General features: G+C 65.4%; 28 protein-coding genes. 9 read left to right on the forward strand and 19 right to left on the reverse strand.

What is annotated here, in order from left to right:
• The first annotated feature begins 27 nt into the window (after window positions 1-27).
• The gene (locus WDO72_18625) at window positions 28-459 is read left to right on the forward strand and encodes an RNA-binding S4 domain-containing protein (GenBank protein MEJ0087691.1); all 432 of its coding nucleotides are present in this window, start codon (window positions 28-30) and stop codon (window positions 457-459) included.
• Window positions 460-1,227, forward strand: a complete 768-nt coding sequence (locus WDO72_18630; GenBank protein ID MEJ0087692.1) for a queuosine precursor transporter — start codon at window positions 460-462, stop codon at window positions 1,225-1,227.
• Between the two features lie 16 nt (window positions 1,228-1,243).
• Here WDO72_18630 and trxA read toward each other — a convergent pair whose 3' ends face one another.
• Window positions 1,244-2,086, reverse strand: coding sequence for a thioredoxin (gene trxA / locus WDO72_18635; protein MEJ0087693.1), 843 nt, complete (start codon window positions 2,084-2,086; stop codon window positions 1,244-1,246).
• A gap of 27 nt (window positions 2,087-2,113) precedes the next feature.
• On the opposite strand from trxA, the gene putA reads away from it, so the two are divergent.
• Both putA and WDO72_18645 read left to right on the forward strand, forming a co-directional pair.
• Window positions 2,114-5,263: a bifunctional proline dehydrogenase/L-glutamate gamma-semialdehyde dehydrogenase PutA gene (gene putA, locus WDO72_18640; protein ID MEJ0087694.1), complete on the forward strand. Its 3,150-nt coding sequence runs from the start codon at window positions 2,114-2,116 to the stop codon at window positions 5,261-5,263.
• 140 nt (window positions 5,264-5,403) lie between these two features.
• Window positions 5,404-7,254, forward strand: coding sequence for a diguanylate cyclase (locus WDO72_18645; protein MEJ0087695.1), 1,851 nt, complete (start codon window positions 5,404-5,406; stop codon window positions 7,252-7,254).
• A gap of 170 nt (window positions 7,255-7,424) precedes the next feature.
• Here the strand turns inward: WDO72_18645 and WDO72_18650 are convergent, their stop codons facing one another.
• Genes WDO72_18650 through WDO72_18690 form a run of 9 tightly spaced genes read right to left on the reverse strand, consistent with a single transcriptional unit; the run spans window position 7,425 to window position 14,378 of the window.
• A complete protein-coding gene (locus WDO72_18650; protein MEJ0087696.1) occupies window positions 7,425-7,949 on the reverse strand; it encodes a histidine phosphatase family protein in 525 nt (174 codons plus the stop codon).
• Window positions 7,946-8,254: a non-heme iron oxygenase ferredoxin subunit gene (locus WDO72_18655; protein ID MEJ0087697.1), complete on the reverse strand. Its 309-nt coding sequence runs from the start codon at window positions 8,252-8,254 to the stop codon at window positions 7,946-7,948. The genes WDO72_18650 and WDO72_18655 overlap by 4 nt, the downstream gene beginning before the upstream one ends.
• Window positions 8,255-8,261: 7 nt before the next feature.
• Window positions 8,262-8,813 (reverse strand): putative Fe-S cluster assembly protein SufT, encoded by a 552-nt coding sequence (sufT, locus tag WDO72_18660; GenBank protein ID MEJ0087698.1) that lies wholly within the window; start codon window positions 8,811-8,813, stop codon window positions 8,262-8,264.
• Window positions 8,813-9,256: an SUF system NifU family Fe-S cluster assembly protein gene (locus tag WDO72_18665; GenBank protein ID MEJ0087699.1), complete on the reverse strand. Its 444-nt coding sequence runs from the start codon at window positions 9,254-9,256 to the stop codon at window positions 8,813-8,815. Before WDO72_18665 ends, sufT begins: the two co-directional genes overlap by 1 nt.
• Window positions 9,256-10,500, reverse strand: a complete 1,245-nt coding sequence (locus WDO72_18670; protein ID MEJ0087700.1) for a cysteine desulfurase — start codon at window positions 10,498-10,500, stop codon at window positions 9,256-9,258. The genes WDO72_18665 and WDO72_18670 overlap by 1 nt, the downstream gene beginning before the upstream one ends.
• A complete protein-coding gene (locus WDO72_18675; protein MEJ0087701.1) occupies window positions 10,497-11,696 on the reverse strand; it encodes a SufD family Fe-S cluster assembly protein in 1,200 nt (399 codons plus the stop codon). Before WDO72_18675 ends, WDO72_18670 begins: the two co-directional genes overlap by 4 nt.
• A complete protein-coding gene (gene sufC, locus WDO72_18680; GenBank protein ID MEJ0087702.1) occupies window positions 11,696-12,442 on the reverse strand; it encodes a Fe-S cluster assembly ATPase SufC in 747 nt (248 codons plus the stop codon). The genes WDO72_18675 and sufC overlap by 1 nt, the downstream gene beginning before the upstream one ends.
• A gap of 11 nt (window positions 12,443-12,453) precedes the next feature.
• On the reverse strand, window positions 12,454-13,890 hold the full coding sequence (gene sufB, locus WDO72_18685) for a Fe-S cluster assembly protein SufB (protein ID MEJ0087703.1): 1,437 nt from the start codon (window positions 13,888-13,890) through the stop codon (window positions 12,454-12,456).
• A gap of 17 nt (window positions 13,891-13,907) precedes the next feature.
• A complete protein-coding gene (locus WDO72_18690) occupies window positions 13,908-14,378 on the reverse strand; it encodes an SUF system Fe-S cluster assembly regulator (protein MEJ0087704.1) in 471 nt (156 codons plus the stop codon).
• A gap of 218 nt (window positions 14,379-14,596) precedes the next feature.
• Between WDO72_18690 and WDO72_18695 the strand changes: the two genes are divergently transcribed.
• The 5 genes from WDO72_18695 to WDO72_18715 are packed head-to-tail and all read left to right on the forward strand — an operon-like array spanning window position 14,597 to window position 17,668.
• Complete coding sequence (locus WDO72_18695) at window positions 14,597-15,370, forward strand: ATP-binding cassette domain-containing protein (protein MEJ0087705.1); 774 nt, start codon at window positions 14,597-14,599, stop codon at window positions 15,368-15,370.
• Between the two features lie 17 nt (window positions 15,371-15,387).
• Window positions 15,388-16,137, forward strand: a complete 750-nt coding sequence (gene mlaE / locus WDO72_18700; GenBank protein ID MEJ0087706.1) for a lipid asymmetry maintenance ABC transporter permease subunit MlaE — start codon at window positions 15,388-15,390, stop codon at window positions 16,135-16,137.
• A 6-nt stretch (window positions 16,138-16,143) separates the two neighbouring features.
• A complete protein-coding gene (gene mlaD, locus WDO72_18705; protein MEJ0087707.1) occupies window positions 16,144-16,659 on the forward strand; it encodes an outer membrane lipid asymmetry maintenance protein MlaD in 516 nt (171 codons plus the stop codon).
• The gene (locus tag WDO72_18710; GenBank protein MEJ0087708.1) at window positions 16,656-17,336 is read left to right on the forward strand and encodes an ABC transporter substrate-binding protein; all 681 of its coding nucleotides are present in this window, start codon (window positions 16,656-16,658) and stop codon (window positions 17,334-17,336) included. The genes mlaD and WDO72_18710 overlap by 4 nt, the downstream gene beginning before the upstream one ends.
• On the forward strand, window positions 17,336-17,668 hold the full coding sequence (locus WDO72_18715; GenBank protein MEJ0087709.1) for an STAS domain-containing protein: 333 nt from the start codon (window positions 17,336-17,338) through the stop codon (window positions 17,666-17,668). The genes WDO72_18710 and WDO72_18715 overlap by 1 nt, the downstream gene beginning before the upstream one ends.
• A gap of 6 nt (window positions 17,669-17,674) precedes the next feature.
• On the opposite strand, the gene WDO72_18720 is transcribed toward WDO72_18715, so the two are convergent.
• The 9 genes from WDO72_18720 to WDO72_18760 all read right to left on the reverse strand — a co-directional run bounded on the left by WDO72_18720 (window position 17,675) and on the right by WDO72_18760 (window position 26,134).
• On the reverse strand, window positions 17,675-18,805 hold the full coding sequence (locus WDO72_18720; GenBank protein MEJ0087710.1) for an alpha-hydroxy acid oxidase: 1,131 nt from the start codon (window positions 18,803-18,805) through the stop codon (window positions 17,675-17,677).
• Window positions 18,806-18,832: 27 nt separating this feature from the next.
• Entirely contained in the window at window positions 18,833-19,678 is an 846-nt protein-coding gene (locus WDO72_18725; protein MEJ0087711.1) for a fumarylacetoacetate hydrolase family protein, read from the reverse strand.
• A 28-nt stretch (window positions 19,679-19,706) separates the two neighbouring features.
• Entirely contained in the window at window positions 19,707-20,909 is a 1,203-nt protein-coding gene (locus WDO72_18730; protein ID MEJ0087712.1) for a UxaA family hydrolase, read from the reverse strand.
• Window positions 20,909-21,247 carry a UxaA family hydrolase gene (locus tag WDO72_18735; protein ID MEJ0087713.1) on the reverse strand — a complete coding sequence of 113 codons (339 nt, stop codon included), beginning with the start codon at window positions 21,245-21,247 and terminating at the stop codon, window positions 20,909-20,911. The genes WDO72_18730 and WDO72_18735 overlap by 1 nt, the downstream gene beginning before the upstream one ends.
• A gap of 33 nt (window positions 21,248-21,280) precedes the next feature.
• Window positions 21,281-22,063, reverse strand: a complete 783-nt coding sequence (locus WDO72_18740) for a VacJ family lipoprotein (GenBank protein MEJ0087714.1) — start codon at window positions 22,061-22,063, stop codon at window positions 21,281-21,283.
• Window positions 22,060-23,619, reverse strand: coding sequence for a M48 family metalloprotease (locus WDO72_18745; GenBank protein ID MEJ0087715.1), 1,560 nt, complete (start codon window positions 23,617-23,619; stop codon window positions 22,060-22,062). The genes WDO72_18740 and WDO72_18745 overlap by 4 nt, the downstream gene beginning before the upstream one ends.
• Before the next feature lie 51 nt (window positions 23,620-23,670).
• On the reverse strand, window positions 23,671-25,062 hold the full coding sequence (locus tag WDO72_18750; GenBank protein ID MEJ0087716.1) for a PhoH family protein: 1,392 nt from the start codon (window positions 25,060-25,062) through the stop codon (window positions 23,671-23,673).
• An 80-nt stretch (window positions 25,063-25,142) separates the two neighbouring features.
• Window positions 25,143-25,604, reverse strand: coding sequence for a peroxiredoxin (locus WDO72_18755; protein MEJ0087717.1), 462 nt, complete (start codon window positions 25,602-25,604; stop codon window positions 25,143-25,145).
• The gene (locus tag WDO72_18760) at window positions 25,604-26,134 is read right to left on the reverse strand and encodes an ACT domain-containing protein (GenBank protein ID MEJ0087718.1); all 531 of its coding nucleotides are present in this window, start codon (window positions 26,132-26,134) and stop codon (window positions 25,604-25,606) included. Before WDO72_18760 ends, WDO72_18755 begins: the two co-directional genes overlap by 1 nt.
• Between the last annotated feature and the right edge of the window lie 86 nt (window positions 26,135-26,220).

Genomic DNA, 26,220 nt, shown 5'->3' on the forward strand with positions numbered 1-26,220 from the left:
GAGGGCGCAATTATACTGACCGCCGACATGGCAAATGCGTTCGAAAGCGAATCGGGCGAGGGTGCGGAAGGGGGCGGTGGCACCCTGCGCATCGATCGCTGGCTGTGGTGCACGAGGCTGTTCAAGACTCGTTCGCTGGCGGCCGACGCGGTTTCGGGCGGCAAGGTGCATCTGAATGGAGCGCGGGTGAAGCCGTCGCGCACGCTCAAGGTGGGCGACAGCGTGCAGATCACGAGGCCCGGATTCCAGTTCGAGTGCGCAGTCCTCAAGCTCCCGGACCGGCGCGGCTCGGCCACCGTGGCCCAGGTCTGCTACGCCGAAACCGATGCCGCGCGCGCGGCGCGCGAAAAACACGTGGCGAATGCGAAGCTGGCCGCGGCCTTCGCGCCGCCTCCCTCGCTCGAGCGCCCCGACAAACACGGGCGGCGCGAGCTGCGGCGCCTGCGGGGAAGGGACTGAATGCGCATCACCGATCATCGCGCGACGCGCCTGTTCATCTTTCTCGCCGGCTTCTTTCTCACCAATGCGCTGATCGGCGAATTCGTCGGGGTCAAGATCTTCGCGCTCGAAGCGAGCGTCGGGGCCCAGCCCTTCAACTGGTCGCTGTTCGGCATCAGCGGCACGTTGAATTTCACCGCCGGCGTGCTGGTGTGGCCGTTCGTATTCATCATGACGGACGTCATCAACGAATATTTTGGCGTCCGCGGCGTGCGGCTGATCTCCTGGATCGCCGTGGGCCTGATCGCCTATTCCTTCATCGCGGCCTATGCCGCGATCTCACTGGCGCCCGCCGCGTTCTGGGTGGACATCAACAAGGGGATGGGCGTCCCCGACATCCAGAAGGCGTACGCGATCCTGTTCGGGCAGGGGATGTGGACCATCTGCGGATCCATCGTCGCCTTCCTCATCGGGCAGCTGGTGGATGTGGTCATCTTTCACCGCATCCTGAAAGTGACCGGCGAGCGCTTCGTGTGGTTGCGTGCCACGGCATCAACGGCCGTTTCGCAGCTGCTCGACAGCTTCGTCGTGTTGTACATCGCGTTCGTGATCGGGCCCCAGCACTGGTCGATTCCGCAGTTCCTGGCGATCGGCACCGTCAACTACGTCTACAAGATGACAGCCGCCGTCGCGTTGATCCCGCTGCTGTACATCGCGCGCGTCGGCATCGTCGCCTACCTCGGGCGCGGCGAGGCCGAACGGCTGCGCCGCGAGGCGGCGTCCGACTAACTAGTTACGCGGCGGGTCAGTTCAGCAGTGCCGCGAGCCGGCGGCGCCAGCCGGATACGCGGGCATCGTCCGCGGACAGCAGCGCGAATGCCTGCAGCAGATCCTCGCGACCCGCCCGCGTGGCGAAGGCACGGTCGCCCTGCATCCGTGTCAGCAGGCTCTCGACCGCGGCATCCGGACTGCCGCCGAGAATCGAGCGGGCCGCGGCGGCGCGCAGCGAATCGGTCCGTGCCGCCTCGTCCGTGGCGAGCGCAGCGAAATGGATGATCGCGCGTACCGCATTCGAGGCCGGATCGTTCTGTGCCTGCGGTGGCAGTTGACCCAGCACTTTCGACGCCTCGACGACCTCCCCGCCGAGGGCGAGATAACGCGCGAGATCGCGGCGTGCATCGAGATTGGCGGGGTTCGCGTCCGCCACCGCGCGTAGTTTGGTCACCGCGCCGGCGTAATCGCCCTGCGCGGCGAGCTCCCGCGCCGCGATGTATTCGGGCGGTGCTTCGGCCGGAGCGAGGTGCGGCGCGAGAAATGCGCGTACGCGCGCCAGCGGCTGCGCGCCGACGAATTCGTCCACCACGCGGCCACCGCGGAACAACTTGACCGCCGGGATGCTGCGGATCTGGAACTGCTGCGCGAGGTCCTGGTTTTCGTCGGTGTTCACCTTGACCACCTTGACCGCGCCGACATGTTCGTCGGCAAGTTGTTCGAGCACCGGGCCCAGCGCGCGGCAGGGCCCGCACCAAGGCGCCCAGAAGTCGACCAGGACGGGTTGTGAGGATGAGGCGTTGACGACCTCGGCGGGAAAACTGGCCGTGGTGACGGCGCGTACGGATGAGTTCATCGCCACGGTGTTGGGACGCAAGCGCCCATATTCAATAGAATTTCGGTCATGACAAATTTCGCCTCGCTCGACCGGCCTGACTCGATCGCCAAGGCGATCAATTCCAGATATCTCACCGAAGAACAACCACTTGTGCGCGAGCTCGCGGATCACGCCCGGCTGCCGGAAGGCGCCACCCGCAATGTTGGAGCGCGTGCGCTGGCATTGGTTCAGGCCGTGCGCGCGGCGCGCGGCAGCGGCGGCGCGCTCGATGCCTTCCTGCGCGAATACAGCTTGGCTTCGCGCGAGGGCGTCATCCTCATGTGCCTCGCCGAGGCGCTGCTGCGCATTCCCGACGGCGAAACCGCGGACCGGCTCATCGCCGACAAGATCCCGAGCGGTGCCTGGGACGAACACCTGGGCGACTCCGAATCGATGCTGGTGAATGCTTCCACCTGGGGGCTGATGCTCACCGGCCGCGTCGTGTCGCTCGATCGCAATGACGTGGGCGAAGCGCGTTCCTGGTATGCGCGCCTGGTCGGGAAGCTCGGCGAGCCGGTGGCGCGCGCCGCACTGAAGCAGGCCATGCGTATTCTCGGCCATCAGTTCGTCATGGGGCGCGACATCGCCAGCGCGCTCGAACGTGCCGCGGGCAAGGACGAGCGCGCGTACCGCTATTCGTTCGACATGTTGGGCGAGGCTGCATTGACGCGTGCCGATGCGGAGCGTTATCGCGAGAAATATTCCGCGGCGATCGCCGCGGTGGGCCGTGCGGTTGAAACGCGCGAGTCGATCACCGCGCGCCACAGCGTGTCGATCAAGTTGTCGGCGCTGCATCCGCGTTACGAATTCGCGCAGAGCGCGCGGGTAATGAAGGAGCTCTATCCAGTCATCGAAAAGCTGGTGCGCGAGGCGCGCGATGCGGGCATCGGCGTGACGCTCGATGCGGAAGAGGCGGAGCGGCTGGAGCTTTCGTTGTTGCTGGTCGACCGGCTGCTCGAGAGCGAAGTGACGCGCGGCTACGGGGGCTTCGGGCTCGCGGTACAGGCGTACCAGAAACGCGCCTACGACACGCTCGGCTGGCTGATGGGCCGTCTGCGCGCCACCGACCGGCGCATCACGCTGCGCCTTGTGAAGGGCGCGTACTGGGACAGCGAGATCAAGCGCGCCCAGGAGCGTGGACTGGCGGGGTATCCGGTGTTCACGCGCAAGTCCAACACCGACGTGTCGTACCTGGCGTGCGCGAAATTGCTGGAGAGTGCGGGCGAGCGCGTCTATCCACAATTCGCGACCCACAACGCGCACACCATTGCGCAGGTGGCTGAGGTCTTCGGCGGCGACGCGGGCCGGTTCGAGTTCCAGCGCCTGCATGGGATGGGCGCAGAACTTTATGACAGCGTGGTGCGCGGCCCGTGGGGGCAACATGCCTGCCGCGTGTATGCGCCGGTCGGCGCGCATGAGGACCTGCTGCCGTACCTGGTGCGCCGCCTGCTCGAGAACGGCGCCAACACCTCGTTCGTCAACCGCATCGTCGATGCGAGCCTGCCGGCCGAGGAGGTCGTTGCCGATCCGATCGCCGAAGTCGATGCGCTCGAACGGGTCGCGCATCCGCGTATTCCTCTGCCGGTGAATCTGTTCGCGCCGGAACGGTTGAATTCCACCGGTTTCAACTTCGCCGACGGCCAGGCGGTGGATCTGTTGCTGCGCGATTGTCAGCGCGCCTCACAACAACCCTGGAGCGCGGCGCCGGTCGTGTCAGGGCAGATCCGCGCGGGCGCCGTCAGCGCCATCGTCAACCCGGCCAATACCGCGGAGCAGATCGGCACCGTCGCATCCGCCGATGCGGCGACCGTCGATGCCGCCATCGGCGCCGCGTTGCGCGCGCAGGAGGACTGGGATGCTGCCGGTGGCGAGAAGCGCGCCGCCGTGCTCGAACGGGCGGCGGTGTTGTTCGAAGAGCAGAGTGCCGCATTGATCGCGCGCTGCGTGCGCGAAGCGGGCAAGACGCTGCCCGACGCGCTTGGCGAAGTGCGCGAAGCGGTCGATTTCCTGCGTTACTACGCGGCACGCGCACGGCGCGATTTTTCGCACGAGGCGACGCTGCCGGGCCCGACCGGCGAGCGCAATCTGCTGCGTCTGCGCGGCAAGGGTGTGTTCGGCTGCATCAGTCCGTGGAATTTTCCACTGGCTATCTACACCGGGCAGGTCGCGGCCGCGCTGGCGGCAGGCAATACGGTAGTTGCCAAACCAGCCGAGCAGACTCCGTTGACCGCCGCGTTCGCCACGGGCCTGCTGCTGCAGGCGGGTGTGCCGCCCGAGGCATTGCAATTCGTGCCTGGCGACGGCGCCAAGGTCGGCGGCGCGTTGACGCGCGATCCGCGCCTGGCGGGCATCGTGTTCACGGGTTCCACCGACACGGCGCGTCTCATCGAGCGTTCGATGGCCGCGCGGCCCGGCGCGATCGGCACGTTGATCGCGGAAACCGGCGGACTCAATGTGATGCTGGCCGACAGCTCCGCGCTCGCCGAGCAGCTGGTGCTCGACACGGTGCAGTCGGGTTTCAACAGCGCGGGGCAGCGCTGTTCGGCATTACGCGTGCTGCTGGTGCAGGAGGAGATCGTGCCGCGGGTGCAGACATTGCTGGCCGGGGCGATGGACGAGATCGTGCTCGGCGATCCGGCCCATCTCGCCACCGACGTGGGCCCGGTGATCGACGACGACGCGTTGTCGATGCTGCGCAGACATGCCGCCGAAGTGGTCAAGGGCGCGCGCTGGAGTCATCGCGCGGCCGCACCCGCGGCCGAAGCGGGGCGCTTTTTCGCGCCACTCGCGGTGGAGATCGGCGCGCTCGCGGATCTCAAGCGCGAGGTGTTCGGTCCGATCGTGCACCTGGTGCGTTACCGCGCCCGCGATCTCGACGCCGTGATCGCGGCGATCAACGCGATGGGATATGGATTGACGCTCGGCATCCACACGCGCATCGATGGACTGGCGCAGAAAGTGGCGCGCGAGCTGCGCGTGGGCAACGTGTACATCAATCGCAACATGATCGGCGCGGTGGTGGGCGTGCAGCCGTTCGGCGGAATGGGCTTGTCGGGCACGGGCCCCAAGGCCGGTGGGCCGTACTACCTGCATCGCCTGGCGACCGAGCAGACGATCACCACGAATACCGCCGCGATCGGCGGCAACGCCGGCCTGCTGTCGCTGGCGGCGAGGTAACACGTCGGAGGATTTCCCGGAGCGTCAAAACTGCGGACTGCGTCGCGCCATGCGGGCTGCGCAGGGCCTCCTTGCCCCTAACGTCTACCCCGGCCGCGCCGATAGCGATTTGACGCGTTTCGCGGGGGGCGACCAGGGTAATGACAGCTCGAGACACGCGCCGGTGGTTCACCGCAATTCCGATCACCGGGCGCTTCTACATTATGTTCGCCATCCTGCTGGTGGCGGAGGCATGCGTCGTCCTCGGCGCATTGCATGTGACGCAGCTGCAGTCGGAAGCGAGCACGGATCTGGCGCGCGTCGCCGCCGTGCAGCGCTCGCTCGACCGCGCGCTGAGCATCCACAAAACCATCGGCGCGGAGCTGCAGGCGACCGGCACTGCTCCGAGCAGCGGCGCGAGAAATCTGCTCACCGCCCTGCGAGTGCAGCTCGAAGCCACCTGGGCACTGCCCGCCACACCCGAAGTCGGGGCGATCACCGACAGTCTTCGTGCACCCGCGGCGCAGTATCTCGAGAGCGCGGAGGCGTACGTACGTCCCGGTGCCGATGCCGCCAGCGGGACGGCCTGGGCCTTCGCGGACGTCGAGCCGCGCCGGGCTGCGCTCGAGACCGCGCTGATCGAATCCATGTCGCGCATGCGCGGAGTCCTGCAACGCGTGGAGACGCGCGTGCTGGCCGAGGCAGACCGCTCGGGCGCGGTGACGGCCTGGCTGCTCGGCGGCGCGTTGGTCGCGGCGATCCTCGCGGCGTTGCTGGTGTGGGCGATCGCGAGTTCCATCCGCAGTTCGATCCACGCGGTGGGTGAAGTGGCGCAGGCGCTGGCTGCCGGCGACATGGACAATCGCTGCGAGACGCATGGCTCGGATGAAATCAGCGGCCTCGCGCGCATGATCAACCTGCTGGCCGACACCATGCAGGGCATGTTGACGCGCCTGCGCTCGGAAGCCGGCCGCAGCGCGTTCAGCAATCAACTGGTCGAGGCGCTGGAGATGGCGGACTCGGAAGCCGAAGCCGATCGTGTCATCGCGCGCGCCATGGCGGCGATCTCGGATGTACATCCGATGGAGTTGTTGCTGGCGGATTCGTCGCGCGCACATCTCGAGCGCGCCTGCGTGCACCCCAAGACCGGCTCGCCCAATTGCATGGTCGAGTCGCCCTACAGCTGCATCGCCGTGCGCCGCGGGCATCCACAGATCTTTCCCGACGCCGAGGCGTTGAACGCCTGCCCGAAGTTGTTAGGGCGCATGGGCGGATCGGTATCCGCGGCTTGCGTGCCGGTGAACTTCATGGGCCGCGCGCTTGGTGTTTTGCACGTGGCCGGCGCCAAGGGCAAGCCCCCCAACCCCGAACAGATCGCGCAGCTCACGGCGCTCGGCGTGCATGCCGGGAATCGCATCGGAACGCTGCGCGCGTTCGAACGCTCGCAGCTGCAGGCCAGCACCGACAGTCTGACGGGTCTCGCGAACCGGCGCGCCGCCGAAGAAGTGCTCAGCAACCTGATGGCGGTCGACGCGGCATTCGCCGTCGTCATGTCGGATCTCGATTTCTTCAAGCGCCTGAACGACACGCAGGGCCACGAAGCCGGGGATCGCGCGCTCAAGCTGTTTGCCGACACGGCGCGCGGCGTGGTGCGCGACCGCGATCACGTGGTGCGTTGGGGCGGCGAGGAATTCGCGCTGCTGCTGCCGGGCGCCAATTCCGAACGTGCCGCGGAAGTCGTCGGCCGGTTGCGGGTCGCGCTGGCGCAGGCGCACCTGGTCGCGGGCACGCCGATATTCACCGCGAGTTTCGGCATCTCGGACTCGACCATGTCGCGCGACCGGGAGACGTTGATCCGGCTGGCCGACGAGGCGTTGTATCGCTCGAAGCAGACGGGCCGCGACACCTGCACGGTCGCGGACCCGCAGGCGACATCATTCGCGGTGCGTCGCGAGCGGGATCAGGAAGGCGCGGTCCTGGATATCAAGCAGATCGCCAAGAACGCGAGCTGAAAAGGGGGCAGAGGAAAAGGGGACATGCCTATTTTTCGGGGCGGGGTTTTTTCCGGCGCGGATTTGAACCCTTCGCCCGTACTCAAGGGAGCGCGAGCGAAGGGTTCAAATCCGCGCCGGAAAAAACCCCGACTCGAAAAATAGGCATGTCCCCTTTTCCTGCCCCCTTTTCAGCCGAAGTCGAAGAACTTTTTCGAGGGGGCGTCGCGCTCGGGGTCGACGACGCAGCGGCGGTCGATCAGGTTCCAGGTCTTGCACTTCACGGTCATCGTCAGCGCGCCGCAGGTTGGCAGGTCGCTCTTCACGGCTTCCGGCGCCAGCGAGATCGCGGCGGCCGAGATTCCCGGATTGTGGCCGATGACCATCAGGTGCCCGACGCGCGGCCCGACCGCGCGGATCGTGCCGATGATGTGATCGCCCTCGGCGAGATACAGCGAATCGTCGGCCTGGAGCAGCCGCGCGGGCACTCCCAGCACCTTGGCGAAGATTTCGGCGGTCTCGCGCGTCCGCGTCGCTGCACTCGTCACGATCAGGTCGGGTATCAGGCCGCGCTCCTGAAAACGCTTCGCCATGTCGTTGGCTTCACCCAGCCCCTTCTTGCTGAGCGGCCGCTCGAAATCGCGCACGTCCGCATCCTGTTCGGCGTTGGCGTGCCGCACCAGCGCCAGGCGCCGGGAGTTGTTAGGCGCGCTCACGTGCGCACCTCGATGCGATCGCCGGCCGCGCGTACTTCGAAGACGCGCAGCGGTTCGTAGGCAGGCGGGGAGAGCGCCGCGCCGGTTCGCAGGCAGAAACGCGCGCCATGGCGCGGACAGATGATTTCCGAATCCTCGATGGGTGCGTCGTCAAAAGGGGAGTCGTCATGCGTGCAACGGTCTTCGAAGGCGTACAGCGTGCCACTAACACGCGCGACGCGCACGCGGTAACCGTCGACGTCGCCTTCCAGACGTTGCGTGGCGGCGAGATCGGCGCTGCTTCCGATGTCAGTCCAGGCGGACATGGGGCAACTAGAACATCCCGGTCTGCAGGCGGGCGGCCTCGGTCATCATCGACTGGTTCCATGGGGGATCGAACACCAGTTCCACGTTGGCGGCCGCCACGGTCGGGATGATCTCGAACTTCTGCCGGATATCCTGGACCAGCACGTCGCCCATGCCGCAGCCCGGCGCGGTCAGTGTCAGGCGCACATGGAGCTCTCGCTGGCCATCAGGCCGAGCGCTGACCGTGCACTCGTAGATGAGACCCAGGTCCACGATGTTGATAGGGATTTCGGGGTCGTAGCAGGTGCGGAGCTGATCCCAGGCCACGGCCAGCACGTCGTTCTCGGTGGAGTTCGGTGGCAATTCAGGGGTCTTGACCAGTTCCTTGCCGATGGCATCCGCATCGGTGCCGGCAAGGCGGAACAGATTCCCTTCCATGTACAGCGTGAAACTGCCGCCGAGCGCCTGGGTGATGAACCCCGACTGCCCGGATTTCAATTCGATGTCGATGCCGGCCGGCACCATGACCGCCTTCACGTCGCGGCTGAGGACGAACGGTTCGTTGTCGTGGGTACGCATTATTCGGTCTTGACCGGCTCGGGCGAACGCGCAAGCGCCGCATTGAGTGTGTGCCAGCACAGCGTCGCGCATTTGACGCGCACCGGGAAATCGCGCACGCCCGACAACGCGGCGAGTTTGCCGAGATCCTCCGGGATCGGTGCGTCGTGATGCGTCATCACCTCGTGCACTTCGTCGAACAGATGCGCGATCTCGGAACGTTGTTTGCCCTTGACCGCCTCGCACATCATCGAAGCCGACGCTACGGAGATGGCGCAACCCTTGCCGTCGAAGCGCAGGTCCGCGACGCGGTCGCCGTCGAGCCGCAGCGAGACGTGCAGCCGGTCGCCGCACAGCGGGTTGTGGCCATCGGCCGAAGAATCCGCGGGGTCGAGCCGGCCGAACAACCTGGGGCTCTTGTTGTGGTCGAGGATTACCTCGCGATAGAGATCCTTGAGGTCCATCAGCCGAATACCTCGCGCGCCCTGGCGAGCGCCGCAACCAGCGCGTCGATATCGGAATCGCGTGAATAACAGGCGAACGACGCGCGCGCCGTGGCCGGCACGTCGAAGAATTCCATCACCGGCATGGCGCAGTGATGTCCGGTGCGTACCGCGACACCTTCCGCATCGAGAATGGTGCCGAGATCGTGCGGATGGATACCGTCGACAGTGAAGGAGATGACCGAGGCCTTGACCGGCGCGGTGCCGATGATCGTCAGCCCCGGGACCCGCTGCAGTTTTTCGGTGGCGATCTTCAACAACCGCTGCTCGTGTGCATGGATGTTGTCGATGCCGAGCTTGTCGATGTAGTCGATCGCCGCGGCCATGCCCACCGCGCCCGAGATGTTGGGCGTACCGGCTTCGAATTTGAACGGCAGTGTGTTGTAGGTGGTCTTCTCGAAACTCACCGTCAGGATCATGTCGCCGCCGCCCTGCCACGGGGGCATGGCCTCGAGCAGCGATTCGCGCCCCACCAGCACGCCGATGCCGGTCGGGCCGTACATCTTGTGCGCCGAGAACGCATAGAAATCGCAATCCAGTGCCTGCAGATCGACACGTTGATGCGGCACGGCCTGTGCGCCGTCGATGAGCACCACGGCGCCGCGTGCGTGCGCGCGCCGCACGATCTCGCGCACCGGCAACACCGTGCCCAGCGCGTTCGACACGTGCGCGCAAGCCACGATGCGCGTGCGCTCGCTCAGCTGCGAGTCGACCAGGTCGATGTCGATCACGCCGCGGCGATCCATCGGCACCACCTTGATCACGGCGCCGGTCTGTTCGGCGACCAGCTGCCACGGCACGATGTTCGCGTGGTGTTCAAGCGCGGTGAGCAGGATTTCGTCGCCGCGCCGCAGGCGCGCGCGGCCGTACGATTGCGCGACCAGATTGATGGATTCCGTGGTCCCGCGCGTGAAGATCACTTCGCGCGTGGAGGCCGCGTTGACGAAAACGCGCACGCGTTCGCGCGCCTGCTCGAAAAGCGCGGTGGCTTCCTGGCTCAGCTGGTGTACACCGCGATGCACGTTCGCATGCGAGTACGTTTCGTAGCGGTCGACCGCCGCGATGACGCTGGCGGGCCGCTGGGAAGAGGCGGCACTGTCGAGGAACACCAGCGGCTTGCCGTGGACTTCACGGCGCAGGATGGGGAAGTCGCGCCAGACGCGCTCGGCATCATAAGGATTCGAAGCGGCGAGGTTCGCGTTCATGGCTTGCCCAACAATCCGTCGAGCGCGGAAACTTCATTGAGTTGCGCGGCGATCAGCGTTTCGATTTCGGCGCGCAGTTCCGCCACCTCGATGCGTGAGACGGCATCTTCTATGAAGGCCCACTGCAGCAGCGTTTGCGCCGTGCGGCGGTCGATGCCGCGCGACAGCAGGTAGAACAACATCTGATCGTCGAGTTTGCCGGTGGTGGCGCCATGGATGGCGCGTACCCGGTCGGTGTGAATCTCGAGCTGCGGCCGCACGGAAGCCTCGGCGCCAGCGCCGGTCAACAGCGTCTTCAGCGACTGCTCCGAGTCGGCGCCCTGCGCCGCTTCGTTCACCTTGATCATGCCGTTGAAACCGAGCTTGCCGCGGTCGGTGGCGATGCCGCGATACAACTCGCGCGTCACCGTGTCGGGGCCGGCGTGTTCGATCTCTGCGTAAACGTCCTGGGTCTGGATGCCGTTCGCAATGCTCGCCGCCGTGAATTCGCAGCGCGCCGCGCGGCCGGCGAGTTTCACCAGGATCGTCGAGCGCGACGACAGCCCGCCGAGCGTCACGGTGCGAAAGCGGTAGGTAGCACGCTCGCCCACGTGTGCGAGCAAGGTGTCGAAGCAACTCGCCTGATCGGCGCAGTTCTGCAGGCGGCAGTGATCGATCACCGCGTCGGTGCGCAACGCCAGATCGAAGGCCGCGTTGATCGAAGGATCTTCGGCACCCGCACTGACGTGGCGTTCGACCAGGCGCAGGTGCGACTGGCGGCCGGCATGCACCTGGACGCGCGGATAGGAAGTGCCCGCGGCCGCGGAGGCCGTGGCAACAAACGTGATCTCGATGCGCGCCTGCGCGCCATCGGCGACATTGATGTGCAGCACGCGCGCGCCACGCGCCGCGTTGATACGCGCCAGCGAGAAATCGATGCCGCCGGAGGCGATTTCGGAATCGAGCAGCACGGCGAACGCATCGCCCGCGTCGCCCACATCCAGCAGCGCGGCGGGAGTGTCCGGCGCGGTTGCGGACAGTCCGGCGTCGAACCGGCCGTCGACGAAGACCCAGCGCTCGTAGCCGGGCAGGATGGGCGGCAGCGGGATCGCGGGGACTGGTGCGGTGTCCGCGACGGCATCGACCTTTGCCTTCGCGAGCGGGCGCAGATTGGCGTAGCGCCAGTTCTCGTCGCGATTCGTCGGCATCGTCACCATCACGCGACCTCGAGCACCCAGTCGTAGCCGCGCTTCTCTAGCTCCTGCGCCAGTGTCTTGTCGCCCGAGCGCGCGATCTTGCCGCGCGCCAGCACGTGCACGTAGTCGGGCACGATGTGATCGAGCAGCCGCTGGTAATGGGTGATGAGCAGCACGCCACGCTCGGGCGAGCGCAGGCTGTTGACGCCGCGCGCCACGACTTTGAGCGCATCGATGTCGAGGCCGGAATCGGTTTCGTCGAGCACCGCCAGCGCCGGTTCGAGCACCAGCATCTGCAGGATCTCGTTGCGTTTCTTCTCGCCGCCCGAGAAGCCTTCGTTGACGCCGCGCGACAGGAAGCTCTCGTCCATCTGCATGACTTTCATCTTGCCGCGCACCAGCTGCAGGAACTCGTAGGCATCGACCTCGGGTTTCCCTTCGGCCCGGCGCTTGGCGTTCACCGCGGCCTTCAGCAGATAGACGTTGTTGACGCCGGGAATTTCGACCGGGTACTGGAAGCCGAGGAACAGGCCGGCGCGGGCGCGCTCCTCCGGCTCCATCGTCGTGATGTCGCGACCCTGGAATTCCACGCTGCCGCCGGTGATCTCGTATCCCGGGCGGCCGGCCAGCACGTACGACAAGGTGCTCTTGCCCGATCCGTTGGGCCCCATGATGGCGTGTACTTCGCCGGCCTTGAGCTCGAGCGACACTCCCTGCAACACGTTCTTGCCGCCGACCTTGGCGGACAGATTCGAAATCTTCAGCAACGGAGCAGGCGTCATCCGACGGCTCCTTCCAGGCTCACGGCTAACAAGTTCTGCGCCTCCACGGCGAATTCCATCGGTAACTCTTTCAAGACGGTCTTGCAGAAACCGCTCACGATCATGTTCACGGCGTCTTCTTCTTCGATGCCACGCTGCAGGCAATAGAACAGCTGGTCCTCGCTGATCTTCGAGGTCGACGCCTCGTGTTCCACCGTGGCGGAAGGATTGCGCGTCTCGATGTAGGGGAAGGTATGCGCGCCGCAGTGCGGACCCATCAACAAAGAATCGCACTGCGTGAAATTGCGCGCGCCATGTGCGCTCGGCAGGATCTTCACCAGGCCGCGGTAGCTGTTCTGGCCGTGCCCGGCCGAGATGCCCTTCGACACGATCGTGCTCTTCGTATTGGCGCCGATATGAATCATCTTGGTGCCGGTGTCGGCCTGCTGGTAGTTGTTCGCCGTGGCAACGGAGTAAAACTCGCCCACCGAGTTCTCGCCGCGCAGCACGCAGGACGGATACTTCCAGGTGATTGCGGAACCGGTTTCCACCTGCGTCCAGGAGATCTTCGAATTGCGGCCGCGGCACTCGCCGCGCTTGGTGACGAAGTTGTAGATGCCGCCGACGCCTTTTTCATCGCCCGGATACCAGTTCTGCACGGTCGAGTACTTGATCTGCGCGTCGTCTTCCGCGATCAGCTCAACCACGGCCGCGTGCAGCTGGTTCTCGTCGCGCATCGGCGCCGTGCAGCCTTCGAGGTAACTCACATGGGAGCCGGGCGCGGCAATGATCAACGTCCGCTCGAACTGCCCCGTGTTCTTCGCGTTGATGCGGAAGTAGGTCGACAGCTCCATCGGGCAGCGCACACCCGGCGGTACGTACACGAACGAGCCGTCGGAGAACACGGCCGAGTTCAGCGCGGCGAAGAAGTTGTCGCCCTGCGGCACGACGGTGCCGAGATACTGCTCGATGAGCGCGGGGTGGTTCTGCACGGCGTCCGAGAACGAACAGAAGATCACGCCGGCTTCGCTCAGGCGCGCCTTGAACGTGGTGGCCACCGAGACGCTGTCGAACACCGCATCCACCGCGACGCCGGCCAGGCGCGCCCGCTCGTGCAGCGGAACGCCCAGCTTCTCGTAGGTGGCGAGCAGCTTGGGGTCGACTTCCTCGAGACTCTTCGGCGCGTTCGGGTCGCGCTTGGGCGCGGAGAAATACGAGATGGACTGGTAGTCGATCGGATTGACGCGCAATTTCGCCCAGTGCGGCTCGCGCATCGTGAGCCAGTGCCGATACGCCTTGAGGCGCCAGTCCGTCATGAATTGCGGCTCGCGTTTCTTGCGCGAGATGAAGCGCACCACGTCTTCGTCGAGACCCGGCGGCAGGGTGTCCGATTCGATGTCCGTCACGAAGCCGTGGCGGTAGGACTTCGACAGCAGCGCATCGAGGTTTTCCATGCTCTTCGGGTCGGAGCTCATGGCGAAACCTTGGCGCGCGTGAATTGCCTGAGCTCGCGTTCGAAGGGCACGGCGGTCGATCGCGAATCGAGGCCGGCCAGCTGCGCGAGCGAGATCTCAGTCAGCGATTTGCGGATCGCCACGTTCAACCGTTGCCACGTGCGCCCGACCTGGCAGCTCTGCTCCAGGCAGCAATGGCCGGTCCCCACGGAACAATCGGTGAGCGCGATCGGCCCTTCGAGAGCGTCCAGGATGGCCGCCGCGCTGATGTCGTCGGCAGAGCGGGCGAGCTGGTAGCCGCCATGAGTGCCGCGCGTGGATTTGACCAGGCCGGCCCGCTGCAGCTGCTTGAGCAGCTTGCTGACCGTGGGCGCCGCGATATGCGTCTGCTCGGCCAGGGCGCCCGCGTTCTGCAGGCGCGCCCGATCGCTGGCCAGGGTGCCCAGGATCACGGTCGCGTAGTCCGTCAATTTGCCGATTCGCAGCATTGCGTCTGAGGGTCCTTGGAGCCCCGATTTCGGGGTCCTTTTAAGTGGGACCAGTTTAGTACGGATTCAATCGCGCAGAAAGCCGTTGGCGGACACCATTTGTTATCCTTCGCGGCCTTCATATCCCAAGAGACGCGCGCCGCTTGAGCGAATCTCCGAAAGCCACGAACCCCCGATCGCCGGCACCCGCCGGCGATGCCGTTATTGAGGTCCGCGATGTGCGTTATGCCGTCGGCGGGCGAACCATTTTCGACGGCCTCAACATCACGGCGCGCCAGGGCCGGATCACCGCCTTCATGGGGCCTTCGGGGACGGGCAAGACGACCCTGTTGCGGCTCATCACCGGTCAGTCCGTGGCCGAGCGCGGCAGCGTGAAGGTCTGGGGCCAGGAAGTGTCGACGATGTCGACCAAAGAGCTGTTCGCGCTGCGCCAACGCATGGGCATGTTGTTCCAGAACGGCGCGCTGCTCACCGACGAGGACGTGTACGAAAACGTCGCGTTCCCGGTGCGCGCGCACACCAAACTACCCGAATCGCTGATCCGCCAGCTGGTGCTGACCAAGCTGCACGCCGTGGGGCTGCGTGGCGCCGCGCGGCTGACGCCCGCGGAATTGTCGGGCGGCATGCAGCGGCGCGTGGCGCTGGCGCGTGCCATCGTCATGGATCCGGACATCCTCATCTATGACGAACCCTTCGTCGGTCTCGATCCGATTTCCATGGGCGTGATCTGCCGGCTCATCAAGCAGATGAACGAGGCGCTGGGCATCACCAGCATCGTCGTGTCGCACGACGTGCAGGAACTGTCGACCATCGCGCACGACAGCTTCCTGTTGTCGGGCGGCAAGGTGGTCGCCGCGGGGACGCCGCAGGAATTACACGCCAGCGAATTGCCGGAAGTGAAGCAGTTCATGGGCGGTCTCGCCGACGGCCCGGTGCCGTTCCACTATCCGGCGCCGGATTATTTTTCGCAGTTGCTGGAGACGGCCTCTTGAGCGTGCCAAGCGATTCGATGCCGATTGCCTGGCTGCGCCGCCTCGGCGCGATCACGCTGTTCTTCGGGCAGATCTGCGCGCGCGTCATCCCGTCGCTCGGCAAGCCGGGCCTCATCGTCAAGCAGATCTACAACGCCGGCGCGCGTTCACTCGTGATCGTGATGCTGTCGGGCCTGTTCGTCGGCATGGTGCTCGGCCTCCTGGGCTTCGACACCTTGCAGCGCTTCGGTTCCGAGGACTCGCTGGGCGTACTCGCCGCGCTCGGCATGTTGAAGGTGCTCGGGCCCGTGCTGACCGCCTTGTTGTTTGCCGGCCGCGCCGGCACGTCGCTGACGTCGGAAATCGGGCTCATGAAAAGCACCGATCAGCTGACAGCCATGCAGATGATGGCGGTGGATCCTCTGCGCTACGTGGTCGCGCCGCGGTTCCTCGGCGGGATCATCGCGATGCCGCTGCTGGCCGCGACCTTCAGCGTGATCGGCCTGTACGGCGCGCAGCTCATCGGCGTGCAGCAGATGGGCGTCGACGTGGGTGCGTTCTGGTCGCAGACCCAGAACGCCGTCGACCTGCGCGATGTCAACGAAGGCATCGTGAAAAGCCTGGTGTTCGGCGTGGCCTGCAGCCTCATCGCCGTGTACGAGGGGTATCAATGCGAACCGACGCCCGAGGGGGTGGGCCTCGCGACGACGCGCACCGTGGTCACCTCGTCGGTGATGGTGTTGCTGCTCAACTACCTGCTGACCGCAGCGTTCCTAACAAAGTCGTAATCAATCATGAAAAACTCACGCTCACTCGAAATCGGCACCGGCGCCTTCGTGCTGCTGGGCTTCGCGGCGCTGGCGTTCCTGACCACGCAGCTGCCCGGCACGTCGCTCAAGCTCGGCGGCGGCGACGGCGGCTACAGCGTCACCGCGAAGTTCGACAACATCGGCGATCTGAAGCCCGGTTCGCCGGTGACGATGGCCGGCGTGCGCATCGGTCGCGTCGAGTCCATCAAGTTCGATCCAAAGGACTACAAGGCCGCAGTGGTTCTTCGTATAGAAGATCAGTACGGCGAGATTCCGGAGGACAGCGATGCCAGCATCCAGACCGCAGGATTGCTCGGCGGCAAGTACGTCGGCATCGGCCCCGGTGGCTCGGAAACCTTCCTGAAGCAGGGTGGTCAGATCGAGTTCACACAGTCGGCGATCGTGCTCGAGTCCCTGGTAAACAAGTTCTTCGCCAACATGGCGAGCAAGGGCCCGGATGAGAGCAAGAGCGACGCGCCGGCGGCAGAGGAGAAGAAATGATGTTGTCGTTGCAGCGATTTGTTCAGGCTGGGTTCATCGCGGGTTTGTTAGCCGGTGGCGCTGCCGTCGCGGCCGATGCCGCGCCCGCGAAGGCGGCCACGCCGACGTCCGTGGATACCAGCGGGCCCTCCCAGCTCATCGAGAGCTCGGCCAATATCCTGTTGAGCGGCATCGATTCGCGCCGTGCCGAATTCCGCAAGGACCCGACCGGCCTCTACAAACTGGTTGGTGAGACCTTGCTGCCGCATTTCGACACGCCGTATTCGGCGCAGCTCGTGCTCGGCAAATACTGGCGCACGGCGACGGCTGACCAGCGCAAGCGTTTCGTCGAGGCGTTCTACAACTCGCTGCTCTATACCTACGGCGATGCGATGATCGATTTCACGGCCGATCGCCTGCGTGTGTTGCCCACCAAGGTGGACGACACCACCGACAGGGCCACGGTGCGCACGGAGATCAAGCGCTCGAACGGCACCAAGGTCCAGGTGAACTACAGCCTGCGCAAGGTCAATGGCGAGTGGAAAGCCTGGGACGTGGTCATCGACGGCATCAGCTACGTGAAGAGTTATCGCGAGGACTACGGCGCCGAAGTCGACCAGAAGGGTCTCGATGCCGTCATCGCGCGGCTCGAAGCCAAGGCCAACAGCGCGAAGGCCGCCAAGGTGAAGTCGACCTGATGGCGGACGGGGAGCCCAGACCAAGGTCGTCAGTCGCCGTCTCCGAGCAGGGCGCCGGCCGCATCGTCGTAACCGGCGAGCTCACGTTTGCCACGGCGCGCGACGCGCGTCAGCTAGCAGTCAAGGTGCTCGAAGGGTCCGGCGCGCGAGCCATCGTCATCGATTGCAAGGGTGTCACGCGCGCAGACAGCGCAGGGCTCGCCGTACTGCTCGACTGGCTGGCCTGGGGCCGGCGCAAGTCGCGCGCGGTTTCGTTCGAAAATCTTCCCGAGGCGCTGGTTGCCATCGCGCGGATTTCCGAAGTGGATGGTTTGCTGACCGCGACCGGTTGAAGTTTGCTAGAGCAGGATGCGCCGGTCCACGGCGCGCGCGTCCGTCACCCCGGCGAGCGCCATGCTCACCTCGAGTTCGCGTCGCAGAATATCGAGCGCCAGCGTGACGCCGGCTTCGCCGCGCGCCGCGAGTCCGTAGAGAAATCCCTTGCCGATGAAGCAGGCGCGTGCGCCCAGCGCCAACGCCTTCAGCACGCACTGACCGTTGGTGATGCCACCATCCAGCAGGATCTCGCAGCGCCCGGCGACGGCGTCGGCGACGTCGGGCAGAGCCGCGATGGTCGACCTTGCGCCATCGAGCTGGCGCCCGCCGTGATTCGACACGACCATCCCATCTACTCCAGCCGCGACCGCCAGGCGGGCGTCCGCGGGGTCGAGAATGCCCTTCACGACCAGTTTGCCGGGCCAGCGCGCGCGGACCCACTCGACGTCTTTCCAGTTCATCGTCGGGTCGAGTTGCGCGTTGGACCATTCGGCCAGCGTCGCCGCGCCCTGGCGCGGGAAAAATGTTGCCAGATTACCGAACGTGCGGCGTTTGCCGAGCATCACGCCCAGCGCCCACGAAGGGCGCGTGAGAATTTCCCAGGCGGTTCTCGACGTGAAACGCGGCGGTACGGCGAGACCGTTCTTTGCGTCACGACGCCGCAGCGACTGGATCGGCAGATCCATCGTGAGCACGAGCACCGGGCAGCCCGCCTCACGCGCGCGACCTATCAACGCTTCCGTGAAGCCGCGATCGCGCATGAGGTAGAGCTGGAACCAGAATGTGCCCTCGACGGCCGCGCGCACGTCTTCGATCGAGCAGATCGACATGGTGCTCAACGTGAAGGGAACGCCGGCCGCGCGCGCGGCGCGCGCGCCGTGGATTTCTCCATCGCGATGAAACAGCCCGGTCAATCCGGTGGGAGCGATGCCGATCGGCATCTCCCAGCGTTCACCTAGCACGGTCGTGGCGACGGACAACCGGGACACGTCGACCATGACCCGCTGGCGCAATTGCAGATTCTCGAAGTCGTCGCGATTGCTCCGCAGCGTCGACTCGTCGAACGCGCCCCGGTCGGCATAGTCGAACAGCGCGCGCGGCACACGCCGGCGCGCGAGTTCACGCAGGTCGGAGATACTGGTGATGACGTCCATGTCCGACCAGTGGATGTGTGCCGCCCGTCAGGCCGCGGCAACAACCTGGCGCTGGCTGCCGAGTTTCTCGATGCCGAGCTCCATGACGTCACCGACATTCAGGAAAACCGGATCGGGTTTGATGCCCATGCCGACGCCGGGCGGAGTGCCGGTGGTGATCACGTCGCCGGGCTGCAGGCTCATGAACTGGCTCAGGTAACTCACGATGAAGGCCGGTTTGAAGATCATCGTGCGCGTGGAGCCGTTCTGCCGCCGCGTGCCGTTGACGTCGAGCCACATCGAAAGGGCGGCTGGATCGCCGACTTCATCCGACGTGACGAGCCACGGGCCCAGCGGGCCGAAGGTATCGCAACCCTTGCCCTTGTCCCATTGTCCGCCGCGCTCGAGCTGGAAATGGCGCTCGGAAAGATCGTTGACCACGCAGTAACCTGCGATGTGTTTGGGCGCATCGGCTTCACTGACGTAACTTGCGACACTGCCGATCACGACGCCGAGCTCGACTTCCCAGTCCATCTTGATGGAGCCGCGGGGCTTCAGCACGGTGTCGTACGGGCCCACGATGCAGCTCGTGGCCTTCATGAACATGATGGGCTCGCTCGGGATCTTCGCGCCGGTTTCGGCGGCATGATCCGCGTAGTTGAGACCGATCGCGACGAACTTGCCGACGCCGCCCACGCAGGGGCCGAGGCGCGAGCCCGCCGGCGCGCGCGGTAGTTTGGCGACGTCCGTGGCGGCCAGCTTTTTCAATGATTCAGCCGACAGCGCTGCGCCGGCGATATCCGTGATGACGCTCGACAGGTCGCTGATGCTGCCATCCGCGTTGACGAGACCGGGCCGTTCCGCGCCCGCGGAACCAAAACGTACGAGTTTCAAGCGATTCTCCGATGATTTCTGGATGGCACTACGCCGCCGGCAGGCAGGCAGGGCCGATGGGTTCGAATTGTTTGTAGGTAAGGATGAATTCCTGGTGCCCGAGCGCCTCGGACTTCGTCAACGCGCCGCCGGCAACACTCTGCACGAGCTCGAAGATCTCGCGGCCGACGTCGTCGAGTCCGGCGCCTTGCAGGATGCGCCCGGCATTCACGTCCATGTCGTCGGCCATGCGGTCGTAGGTGTCCGGATTGGCGCACACCTTGATGACGGGCGAGATCGCTGAGCCAACCACCGAGCCGCGGCCGGTGGTGAACAGGATGAGGTGCGAGCCGCAGGCGATGAGCTCCACGATCTCGGCGTTGTCCGAAATATTGGGGAACCCGAAACGCGGTTCGCCATCGGGGACAACGTCCAGCAGGTACAACCCGCCGCGCGGCGGCACGTCGCCGGGCTTGATGAGGCCGCTGATGGGCGAGGAACCCGACTTCGAATACGCGCCCATGGATTTTTCCTCGAGCGTGGTCAAGCCACCCTCGGCATTGCCTGGCGCGAAGCTGCCGTATCCCATGATGCGATAGTAGTTGGCCGCCTTTTCGACGCAGGCTTCGATCTCGCGCCCGAGCGCCGGCGTGATGGCACGCGAGGCCATGATGCGTTCGCAGCCGATCAGTTCGCCGGTTTCCTCGAAGATGCAGGCCGCGTCGTTCTCGATGAGCCAGTCGAAGCAACGGCCCACCGCAGGATTCGCGGTGATGCCGCTGGTGCCATCGGAGCCGCCGCACACCGTGCCGATCACCAGTTCGTTCAGCGCCATCGGCACCGCAGTCTGCTCGGCGAGCTCGGCGCGCATCTTGCGCACGATGTCGAGGCCCGCGTTGAGCGTGCGCGTGGTGCCGCCGGACTGCTGGATCACGAGCAACTGGACCGGACGGCCCGAGGCCAGGATGGTCTTGCGCAAATGTTCGCGGTTGAAACCTTCGCAACCGAGCGAGACGAGCAACACGGCACCCACGTTCGGATGCGTGCACAGCCGCTCCATCATTTCGAGCGAATACTTGTTGGGATAACAGCCGGGAAAGCCGATGAGGTGCACGTCATCGGCACCGGACTTCTGCACGATGAGCCGCGAGACGTGATGTGCGCACTCGACCAGGTAGGCCACGGCGACGACGTTGCGGATGCCCTTGCGGCCGTCGCTGCGCAGGTAACCTTTCATGCCCGGGGAAGTCATCAGTGTGCGTCCGCGTCCGTTTTCGAAGGAGTGCCATCGCGCGAAGTGGAGGGAATGTAGTCGCTGCGCAGGTTGTGCAGATGCACGTGTTCGCCGCGCGCGACGGCGATTTTCATCGAGCCGATGGGAGCGCCGTATTTGAGGACCCGCGTATCCGGTTCAAGCGCGCGGCGCGCGAGCTTGTGACCGAGCTCCACGGCGGCCGGCATCACGAGGCTTGCGCCGTCGATCTCGACGCGTTCGCCCTGCGCGATGTCCCGGCGCGCAACCAGGATGTTGTCGTCCGGATGCAGCAACAGCAGCGGCGGCAGTTTGCCATTGTCGCCAGGCGCGCTCACTTCTCCGACCTCGGTGTCATGCTGATCTGCCGCTTACTGCGGAGGAATGCCGGGCGCGGCCGGCGGCGGCGTTTCCGGTTCAGGCGCCGGTGCGGCCGGATCTTCTTCCATGCCTTCTTCGAGCTCCGCCGACTGATCGTCGACGTTGCCGTCCTTGACCAGGAATTCGCGGCGCTGCATCCACGCGTTGCGCACGAATGCGTAGCGGTCGTAGCTGCGATCGAGTTGCGCGTCGAGGTCGAGCAGGCCGGCGCGCAGGTCGAGGAAATCGACCGCGCGAATGATGTAACGCGTGCTGTCGTCTTCCAGGTAGTTCACTGGATAGGTGTACTGATCCGGAATACGCGCCAGCCCGTCGCGCACGTTGGTCGGCCCGAGAAACGGCAGCATCAGGTAGGGGCCGGGTTTCACGCCCCACTTGCCGAGCGTCTGGCCGAAATCCTCGTCGTTGTTTTCGAGACCCGCCGCCGACGCGGGATCGAACAGGCCGCCCAATCCGAGCGTGCTGTTCAGCAGGAAGCGGCCCGAGTCCTGGCCGGCCTGGCGCATCTTGCCCTGCAGTACGTCGTTGATAATGGTGCTGACGGTGTTGAGATTGCTGAGCGCGTTGCTCACGCCCGTGCGCACGATGCGCGGCGTCACCTTCTTGTATGCCTTGGCCGCCGGTTTGGTGATCGCGCGATCGAGCGCGTCGTTGAATGCAAACGAGGAGCGGTTGAATCGTTCGAAGGGATCGCGCGGATCGGGTTTGCCGGAGGGCAGTGTCGCGCAGCCGGTCAGCAACAGACCGGCAATCAATATCGACAGATTTTTCATTGCGAAATTGTACCAGTCCGACTTGGGCCGGGCCGCCGGGTTTGTTGTGGATCCTGCTCGGGTTTGGGGCGGTCGCGATGTTTGCGGTCGCGGAACAGCACCTCCCGTACCTCGTCGAGCCGCGCCTGGTAGCGGCTGCGTTGCACGCCCGTGATGTTCGGCGCCGCCAGCGCCATTTCGAGCTGGCTGACCGACAGCGGCAGGTTGCCCGTGGCGATGTGATATTCGCTCATGTAGTAAGCCGCGTCGCCGCTATCGCCGGCGCTGCTGGCGGCGAGCGCCGTGAAGCGGATCTGCTCGGGCGAGGGCGCGACGTTGTTGAACAGGTCGAGCAGGACCGCATGCGCCTGCTTGGCCTGATCGGCCTTGAGCAGGGCTTCGGCGTAACGCATGGTGAGCGGAATATTGCGCGGCGAGAGCGTCAGCGCGCGCTGAAACGTGGCCAACGCGTCTTCGGAATCGCCCGCGCTCATCAGCGCCTGTCCGAGCGTCGACTGCAGCATCGGAACCTGCGGATATTCGCGCGCGAGCTCGGTCAACGTGTCGAGTGACGCGAGTGCGTTGCCGGCCTGGTAGCTAGCCAGCGCTTCGCCGTATTGTTCGCCCGGCGTCTGGTCCTGGTGCTCGCGCCGGTCGGCGTAGTAGCGGCGCACGTTGTCTTCGGCGGGAGTCGCGAGCACGCGCAGCCGCTCGCGCGTCAATGCGTAGCTGACCGTTTCGGCGGTTTGTTTGATGTCCTTGAACTGCGCGGCGCGCGAACGCGATTCGGCGATGCGGTTCGTGGTCACCGGATGCGATTGCAGGATTTCCGGCAACACGTTGCGGCTGCCGGCGGTGATGGCATTGCGCCGGCCCATGGTCTCGAAGAAGTCTGGCATGCCGTACGGGTCGAAGCCGGCCGCGGCGAGAAAACTCATGCCGACGCGGTCGGCCTCGTTTTCATTGGCGCGCGTGAAGTTGATCTGCTGCTGCATGGCCGCGCCCTGCGCCGCGGTGACGCCGGCCATCGCGGCGTCGCTGGACCCGGTGGCAGCACCCACCAGGATGGCCGCGAGGATGGTCGCCACCGTCGCGATGCTCTGCCGGCCCTGCGAGCGCACCCGGCGCGCGATGTGCCGCTGGGTGACGTGCGCGATTTCGTGCGCCATCACGCCGGCCAGCTGGGCCTCGTTGCGGGTCGCCAGCACCAGCCCGGTGTTCACGCCGATGAAGCCACCAGGCAATGCGAAGGCGTTGATGGTGTTGTCGCGCACGAAGAAGAACTGGAACTTCTGCCCCGAATCGCCGGTGGCCTGCGCGACGATGCGCGAGCCCAGTGCCTGCAGGTATTCGGTGGCCTCCGGGTCTTCGATGACCTGGCCTTCGTCGCGCAGCTGGCGCATGACCTGCAGGCCGATGCGATATTCGTCATCGAGCGAGAGGCTGGAGGAGGCGGGGCTGCCGATGTCGGGCAAATCGTTGCTGGTGGCGGACTGGGCCAGCGACTGCAGCGGCATGGAGACCGCCAGCATCATCGACAGAGGGGCCACCAGCAGGTATTTGAGCGCGTTTCGCATCGCGACATTCAGACCCCGCGGCGGGCGGGGAGTTTCTCGTGGATACCGGATCTAGAGCGTATCAGAGGCGAAATCGGCCAAACGCGAGCGTTCGCCACGGACCAGCGTGATATGCCCGGAATGCCCCCAGCCGCGGAAGCGGTTGACGACATAGGTCAGGCCCGAAGTGGTCTCCGTGAGGTAGGGCGTGTCGATCTGCGCGATGTTGCCCAGGCAGACGATTTTCGTGCCCGGGCCGGCCCGGGTCACCAGCGCCTTCATCTGCTTGGGCGTCAGGTTCTGCGCCTCGTCGAGGATGACGTAGCGGTTCAGGAAGGTGCGGCCGCGCATGAAATTGAGCGAGCGGATCTTGATGCGATTGCGCAGCAGGTCGTTGGTGGCCTGGCGCCCCCAGTTGCCGCCTTCGCCGGTCTGCGTCAACACCTCGAGGTTGTCCATCAGCGCGCCCATCCAGGGTTCCATCTTTTCTTCTTCGGTGCCGGGCAGGAAACCGATGTCCTCGCCGAGCGGGATCGTCACGCGCGTCATGATGATTTCCGCGAATCGGTTCGATTCGAGTGTCTGCATCAATCCGGCGGCCAGGGTCAGCAAGGTCTTGCCGGTGCCGGCCGGCCCCAGGATGGTGACGAAATCGATTTCCGGATCCATCAACAGATTCAACGCGAAGTTCTGTTCGCGATTGCGCGCGTTGACGCCCCAGACGCTGTGCCGTTCGCCGCGGAAATCGCGCGCCAGTTCGAGCGTCGCGGTGCCGGCTTCGATTCGCCGCACGATGGCTTCGATGCCTTGCTCGCCCGCCTCATGCACGAACTGATTGACGTGCAGATCGGAAACGATGGGCCCGGTCACCTGGTAGAAGGTGCGATCCGCTTCCTTCCACGACTTGATGTCCTTGCCGGCTTTCTCCCAGAAATCCGCCGGCAATGCCGCGAGCCCGGTGTACAGGACGTCCGCGTCTTCGATCGTCTTGTCGCTGTAGTAGTCCTCGGCGTGGACGCCGACCACCGCCGCCTTGATGCGCAGGTTGATGTCCTTCGACACCAGCGTGACGCGTGCTTCGTGGTGCAGCGCCTGCAGGGCGAGTGTCTGCGACAGGATGGCGTTGTCCGCGCCGTGCCCCGGTAGATAGTCTGGCAGGGCGGAGGAAAGCTGACGGGTCTGGAAAAACAGCCGGCCGGCCGAACCCGGCAGGCCGCTGCCGGCGCTGGCGCCGGGCGCATTGTTCTGCTGCTGGCCGTTGATGGCCGACGGCAGCGGCAACCCCGCGTCGATCTGGTCCTTGGTCGCATCACGCATCAGGTCGTCGAGGAAGCGGCTGGTCTGCCGGACGTTGCGCGAGGCTTCCGACAAACCCTTCTTGTTGGCGTCGAGCTCCTCGAGCACCACCATGGGTAGATAGACATCGTGTTCCTGGAAACGGAAGATCGCGGTCGGATCGTGCATGAGCACATTCGTGTCGAGCACGAACAGACGGCGTTCCTGGGTGATCGCCGGCTTCGCTCCGGCAGCGCGTTTGCCCGCGCTCACAGCGACTTGGCCGCCTCTAGGACTTCCGCGGCGTGGCCCTTGACCCGGACCTTGCGCCACTCGCGCTCGAGCTTGCCGTCGGCGCCGATCAGGAACGTGCTGCGTTCGATTCCCATGAACTTCCTTCCGTACAAAGATTTTTCCTGGATCACGTCGAACAGCCGGCAGACCTTTTCGTCCGCGTCGCTCAGCAGCTCGAACGGGAATTTTTCCCTGGCGCGAAATTTCGCGTGGCGCTCGCAGCTGTCTTTCGAGATGCCGAGCACGGTGGTTTTGGCGCGCTTGAATGCGGCGTGCAGGTCGCGAAAGTCCTGGCCCTCGAGCGTGCAGCCCGGGGTCATGTCCTTCGGATAGAAATAGAGCACGAGTTTGCCGCCCTTGGCATCGGCGGTTTTCCACACCGTGCCGTCGGAACGCGGCAACGAAAAGGCGGGAATCTTCTTGCCGACTTCCATCATCAGGACTTGACGGGCTCCAGGATCGCATCGAGGTTTTGCGCGTCGCAGTAGTCCATGAACTCCTCGCGCAGGTGCGCCAGCTGCAGGCGCTTGGGCACGTTGATGATCATCTGCACCGCGAACATCTGCGCCCCGGTGTGCGCGGCGGGGTAGGTGCGCGTGGAAACCTCGGCGATGTCGATGCCGCGGCTGGCGCAGAACCCGGACAGGCCCGTGACGATGCCTGCCTGGTCGAGACACACCACGTCGATGGAATAGGGCAGCAGTTCCGCGCGCGCGGCCCGCGGCTCCGTGCGCTTCATGTGCAGCGACAGGCCGGTGGATTCGCCGAGGCGCGCCAATTCGCTTTCGAGTTTGGCGAGCGAATGCCAGTTGCCGGTGACCAGCACCAGCATGGCGAATTCGTTGCCGAGGCTGGCCATGCGGCTTTCGCTGATGGATCCGCCGCAGTCCGAGATTACGCGGGTGAGGTCGTGGACCATTCCGGTCCGATCGCTGCCAATGGCGGATACGGCGAGGTGTTGCTTCATCTGGCAGCGAGTGTACAGGCAGCCCCGTGGCTTGCGAACCCGAGGATCGCGCCCTACCATGCCCGACCGCTTCAACGACCCTCGGA

It is taken from the genome of Pseudomonadota bacterium (assembly GCA_037200975.1).
In the GTDB taxonomy this organism is placed as follows: Bacteria; Pseudomonadota; Gammaproteobacteria; order Steroidobacterales; family Steroidobacteraceae; genus CADEED01.

Coding starts and splice junctions, on each gene's coding strand:
- sufB (MEJ0087703.1), bottom strand. CDS start 13,890: ATGGAAAACCTCGATGCGCTGCTGTCGAAGTCCTACCGCCACGGCTTC.
- WDO72_18715 (MEJ0087709.1), top strand. CDS start 17,336: ATGGCGGACGGGGAGCCCAGACCAAGGTCGTCAGTCGCCGTCTCCGAG.
- WDO72_18760 (MEJ0087718.1), bottom strand. CDS start 26,134: ATGAAGCAACACCTCGCCGTATCCGCCATTGGCAGCGATCGGACCGGA.
- WDO72_18655 (MEJ0087697.1), bottom strand. CDS start 8,254: ATGTCCGCCTGGACTGACATCGGAAGCAGCGCCGATCTCGCCGCCACG.
- WDO72_18690 (MEJ0087704.1), bottom strand. CDS start 14,378: ATGCTGCGAATCGGCAAATTGACGGACTACGCGACCGTGATCCTGGGC.
- WDO72_18645 (MEJ0087695.1), top strand. CDS start 5,404: ATGACAGCTCGAGACACGCGCCGGTGGTTCACCGCAATTCCGATCACC.
- WDO72_18750 (MEJ0087716.1), bottom strand. CDS start 25,062: ATGCACGATCCGACCGCGATCTTCCGTTTCCAGGAACACGATGTCTAT.
- WDO72_18745 (MEJ0087715.1), bottom strand. CDS start 23,619: ATGCGAAACGCGCTCAAATACCTGCTGGTGGCCCCTCTGTCGATGATG.
- WDO72_18670 (MEJ0087700.1), bottom strand. CDS start 10,500: ATGAACGCGAACCTCGCCGCTTCGAATCCTTATGATGCCGAGCGCGTC.
- WDO72_18665 (MEJ0087699.1), bottom strand. CDS start 9,256: ATGGACCTCAAGGATCTCTATCGCGAGGTAATCCTCGACCACAACAAG.
- WDO72_18730 (MEJ0087712.1), bottom strand. CDS start 20,909: ATGACTTCCCCGGGCATGAAAGGTTACCTGCGCAGCGACGGCCGCAAG.
- WDO72_18675 (MEJ0087701.1), bottom strand. CDS start 11,696: ATGGTGACGATGCCGACGAATCGCGACGAGAACTGGCGCTACGCCAAT.
- putA (MEJ0087694.1), top strand. CDS start 2,114: ATGACAAATTTCGCCTCGCTCGACCGGCCTGACTCGATCGCCAAGGCG.
- WDO72_18710 (MEJ0087708.1), top strand. CDS start 16,656: ATGATGTTGTCGTTGCAGCGATTTGTTCAGGCTGGGTTCATCGCGGGT.
- WDO72_18740 (MEJ0087714.1), bottom strand. CDS start 22,063: ATGAAAAATCTGTCGATATTGATTGCCGGTCTGTTGCTGACCGGCTGC.
- mlaD (MEJ0087707.1), top strand. CDS start 16,144: ATGAAAAACTCACGCTCACTCGAAATCGGCACCGGCGCCTTCGTGCTG.
- WDO72_18755 (MEJ0087717.1), bottom strand. CDS start 25,604: ATGATGGAAGTCGGCAAGAAGATTCCCGCCTTTTCGTTGCCGCGTTCC.
- mlaE (MEJ0087706.1), top strand. CDS start 15,388: ATGCCGATTGCCTGGCTGCGCCGCCTCGGCGCGATCACGCTGTTCTTC.
- sufT (MEJ0087698.1), bottom strand. CDS start 8,813: ATGCGTACCCACGACAACGAACCGTTCGTCCTCAGCCGCGACGTGAAG.
- WDO72_18625 (MEJ0087691.1), top strand. CDS start 28: ATGGCAAATGCGTTCGAAAGCGAATCGGGCGAGGGTGCGGAAGGGGGC.
- WDO72_18720 (MEJ0087710.1), bottom strand. CDS start 18,805: ATGGACGTCATCACCAGTATCTCCGACCTGCGTGAACTCGCGCGCCGG.
- WDO72_18630 (MEJ0087692.1), top strand. CDS start 460: ATGCGCATCACCGATCATCGCGCGACGCGCCTGTTCATCTTTCTCGCC.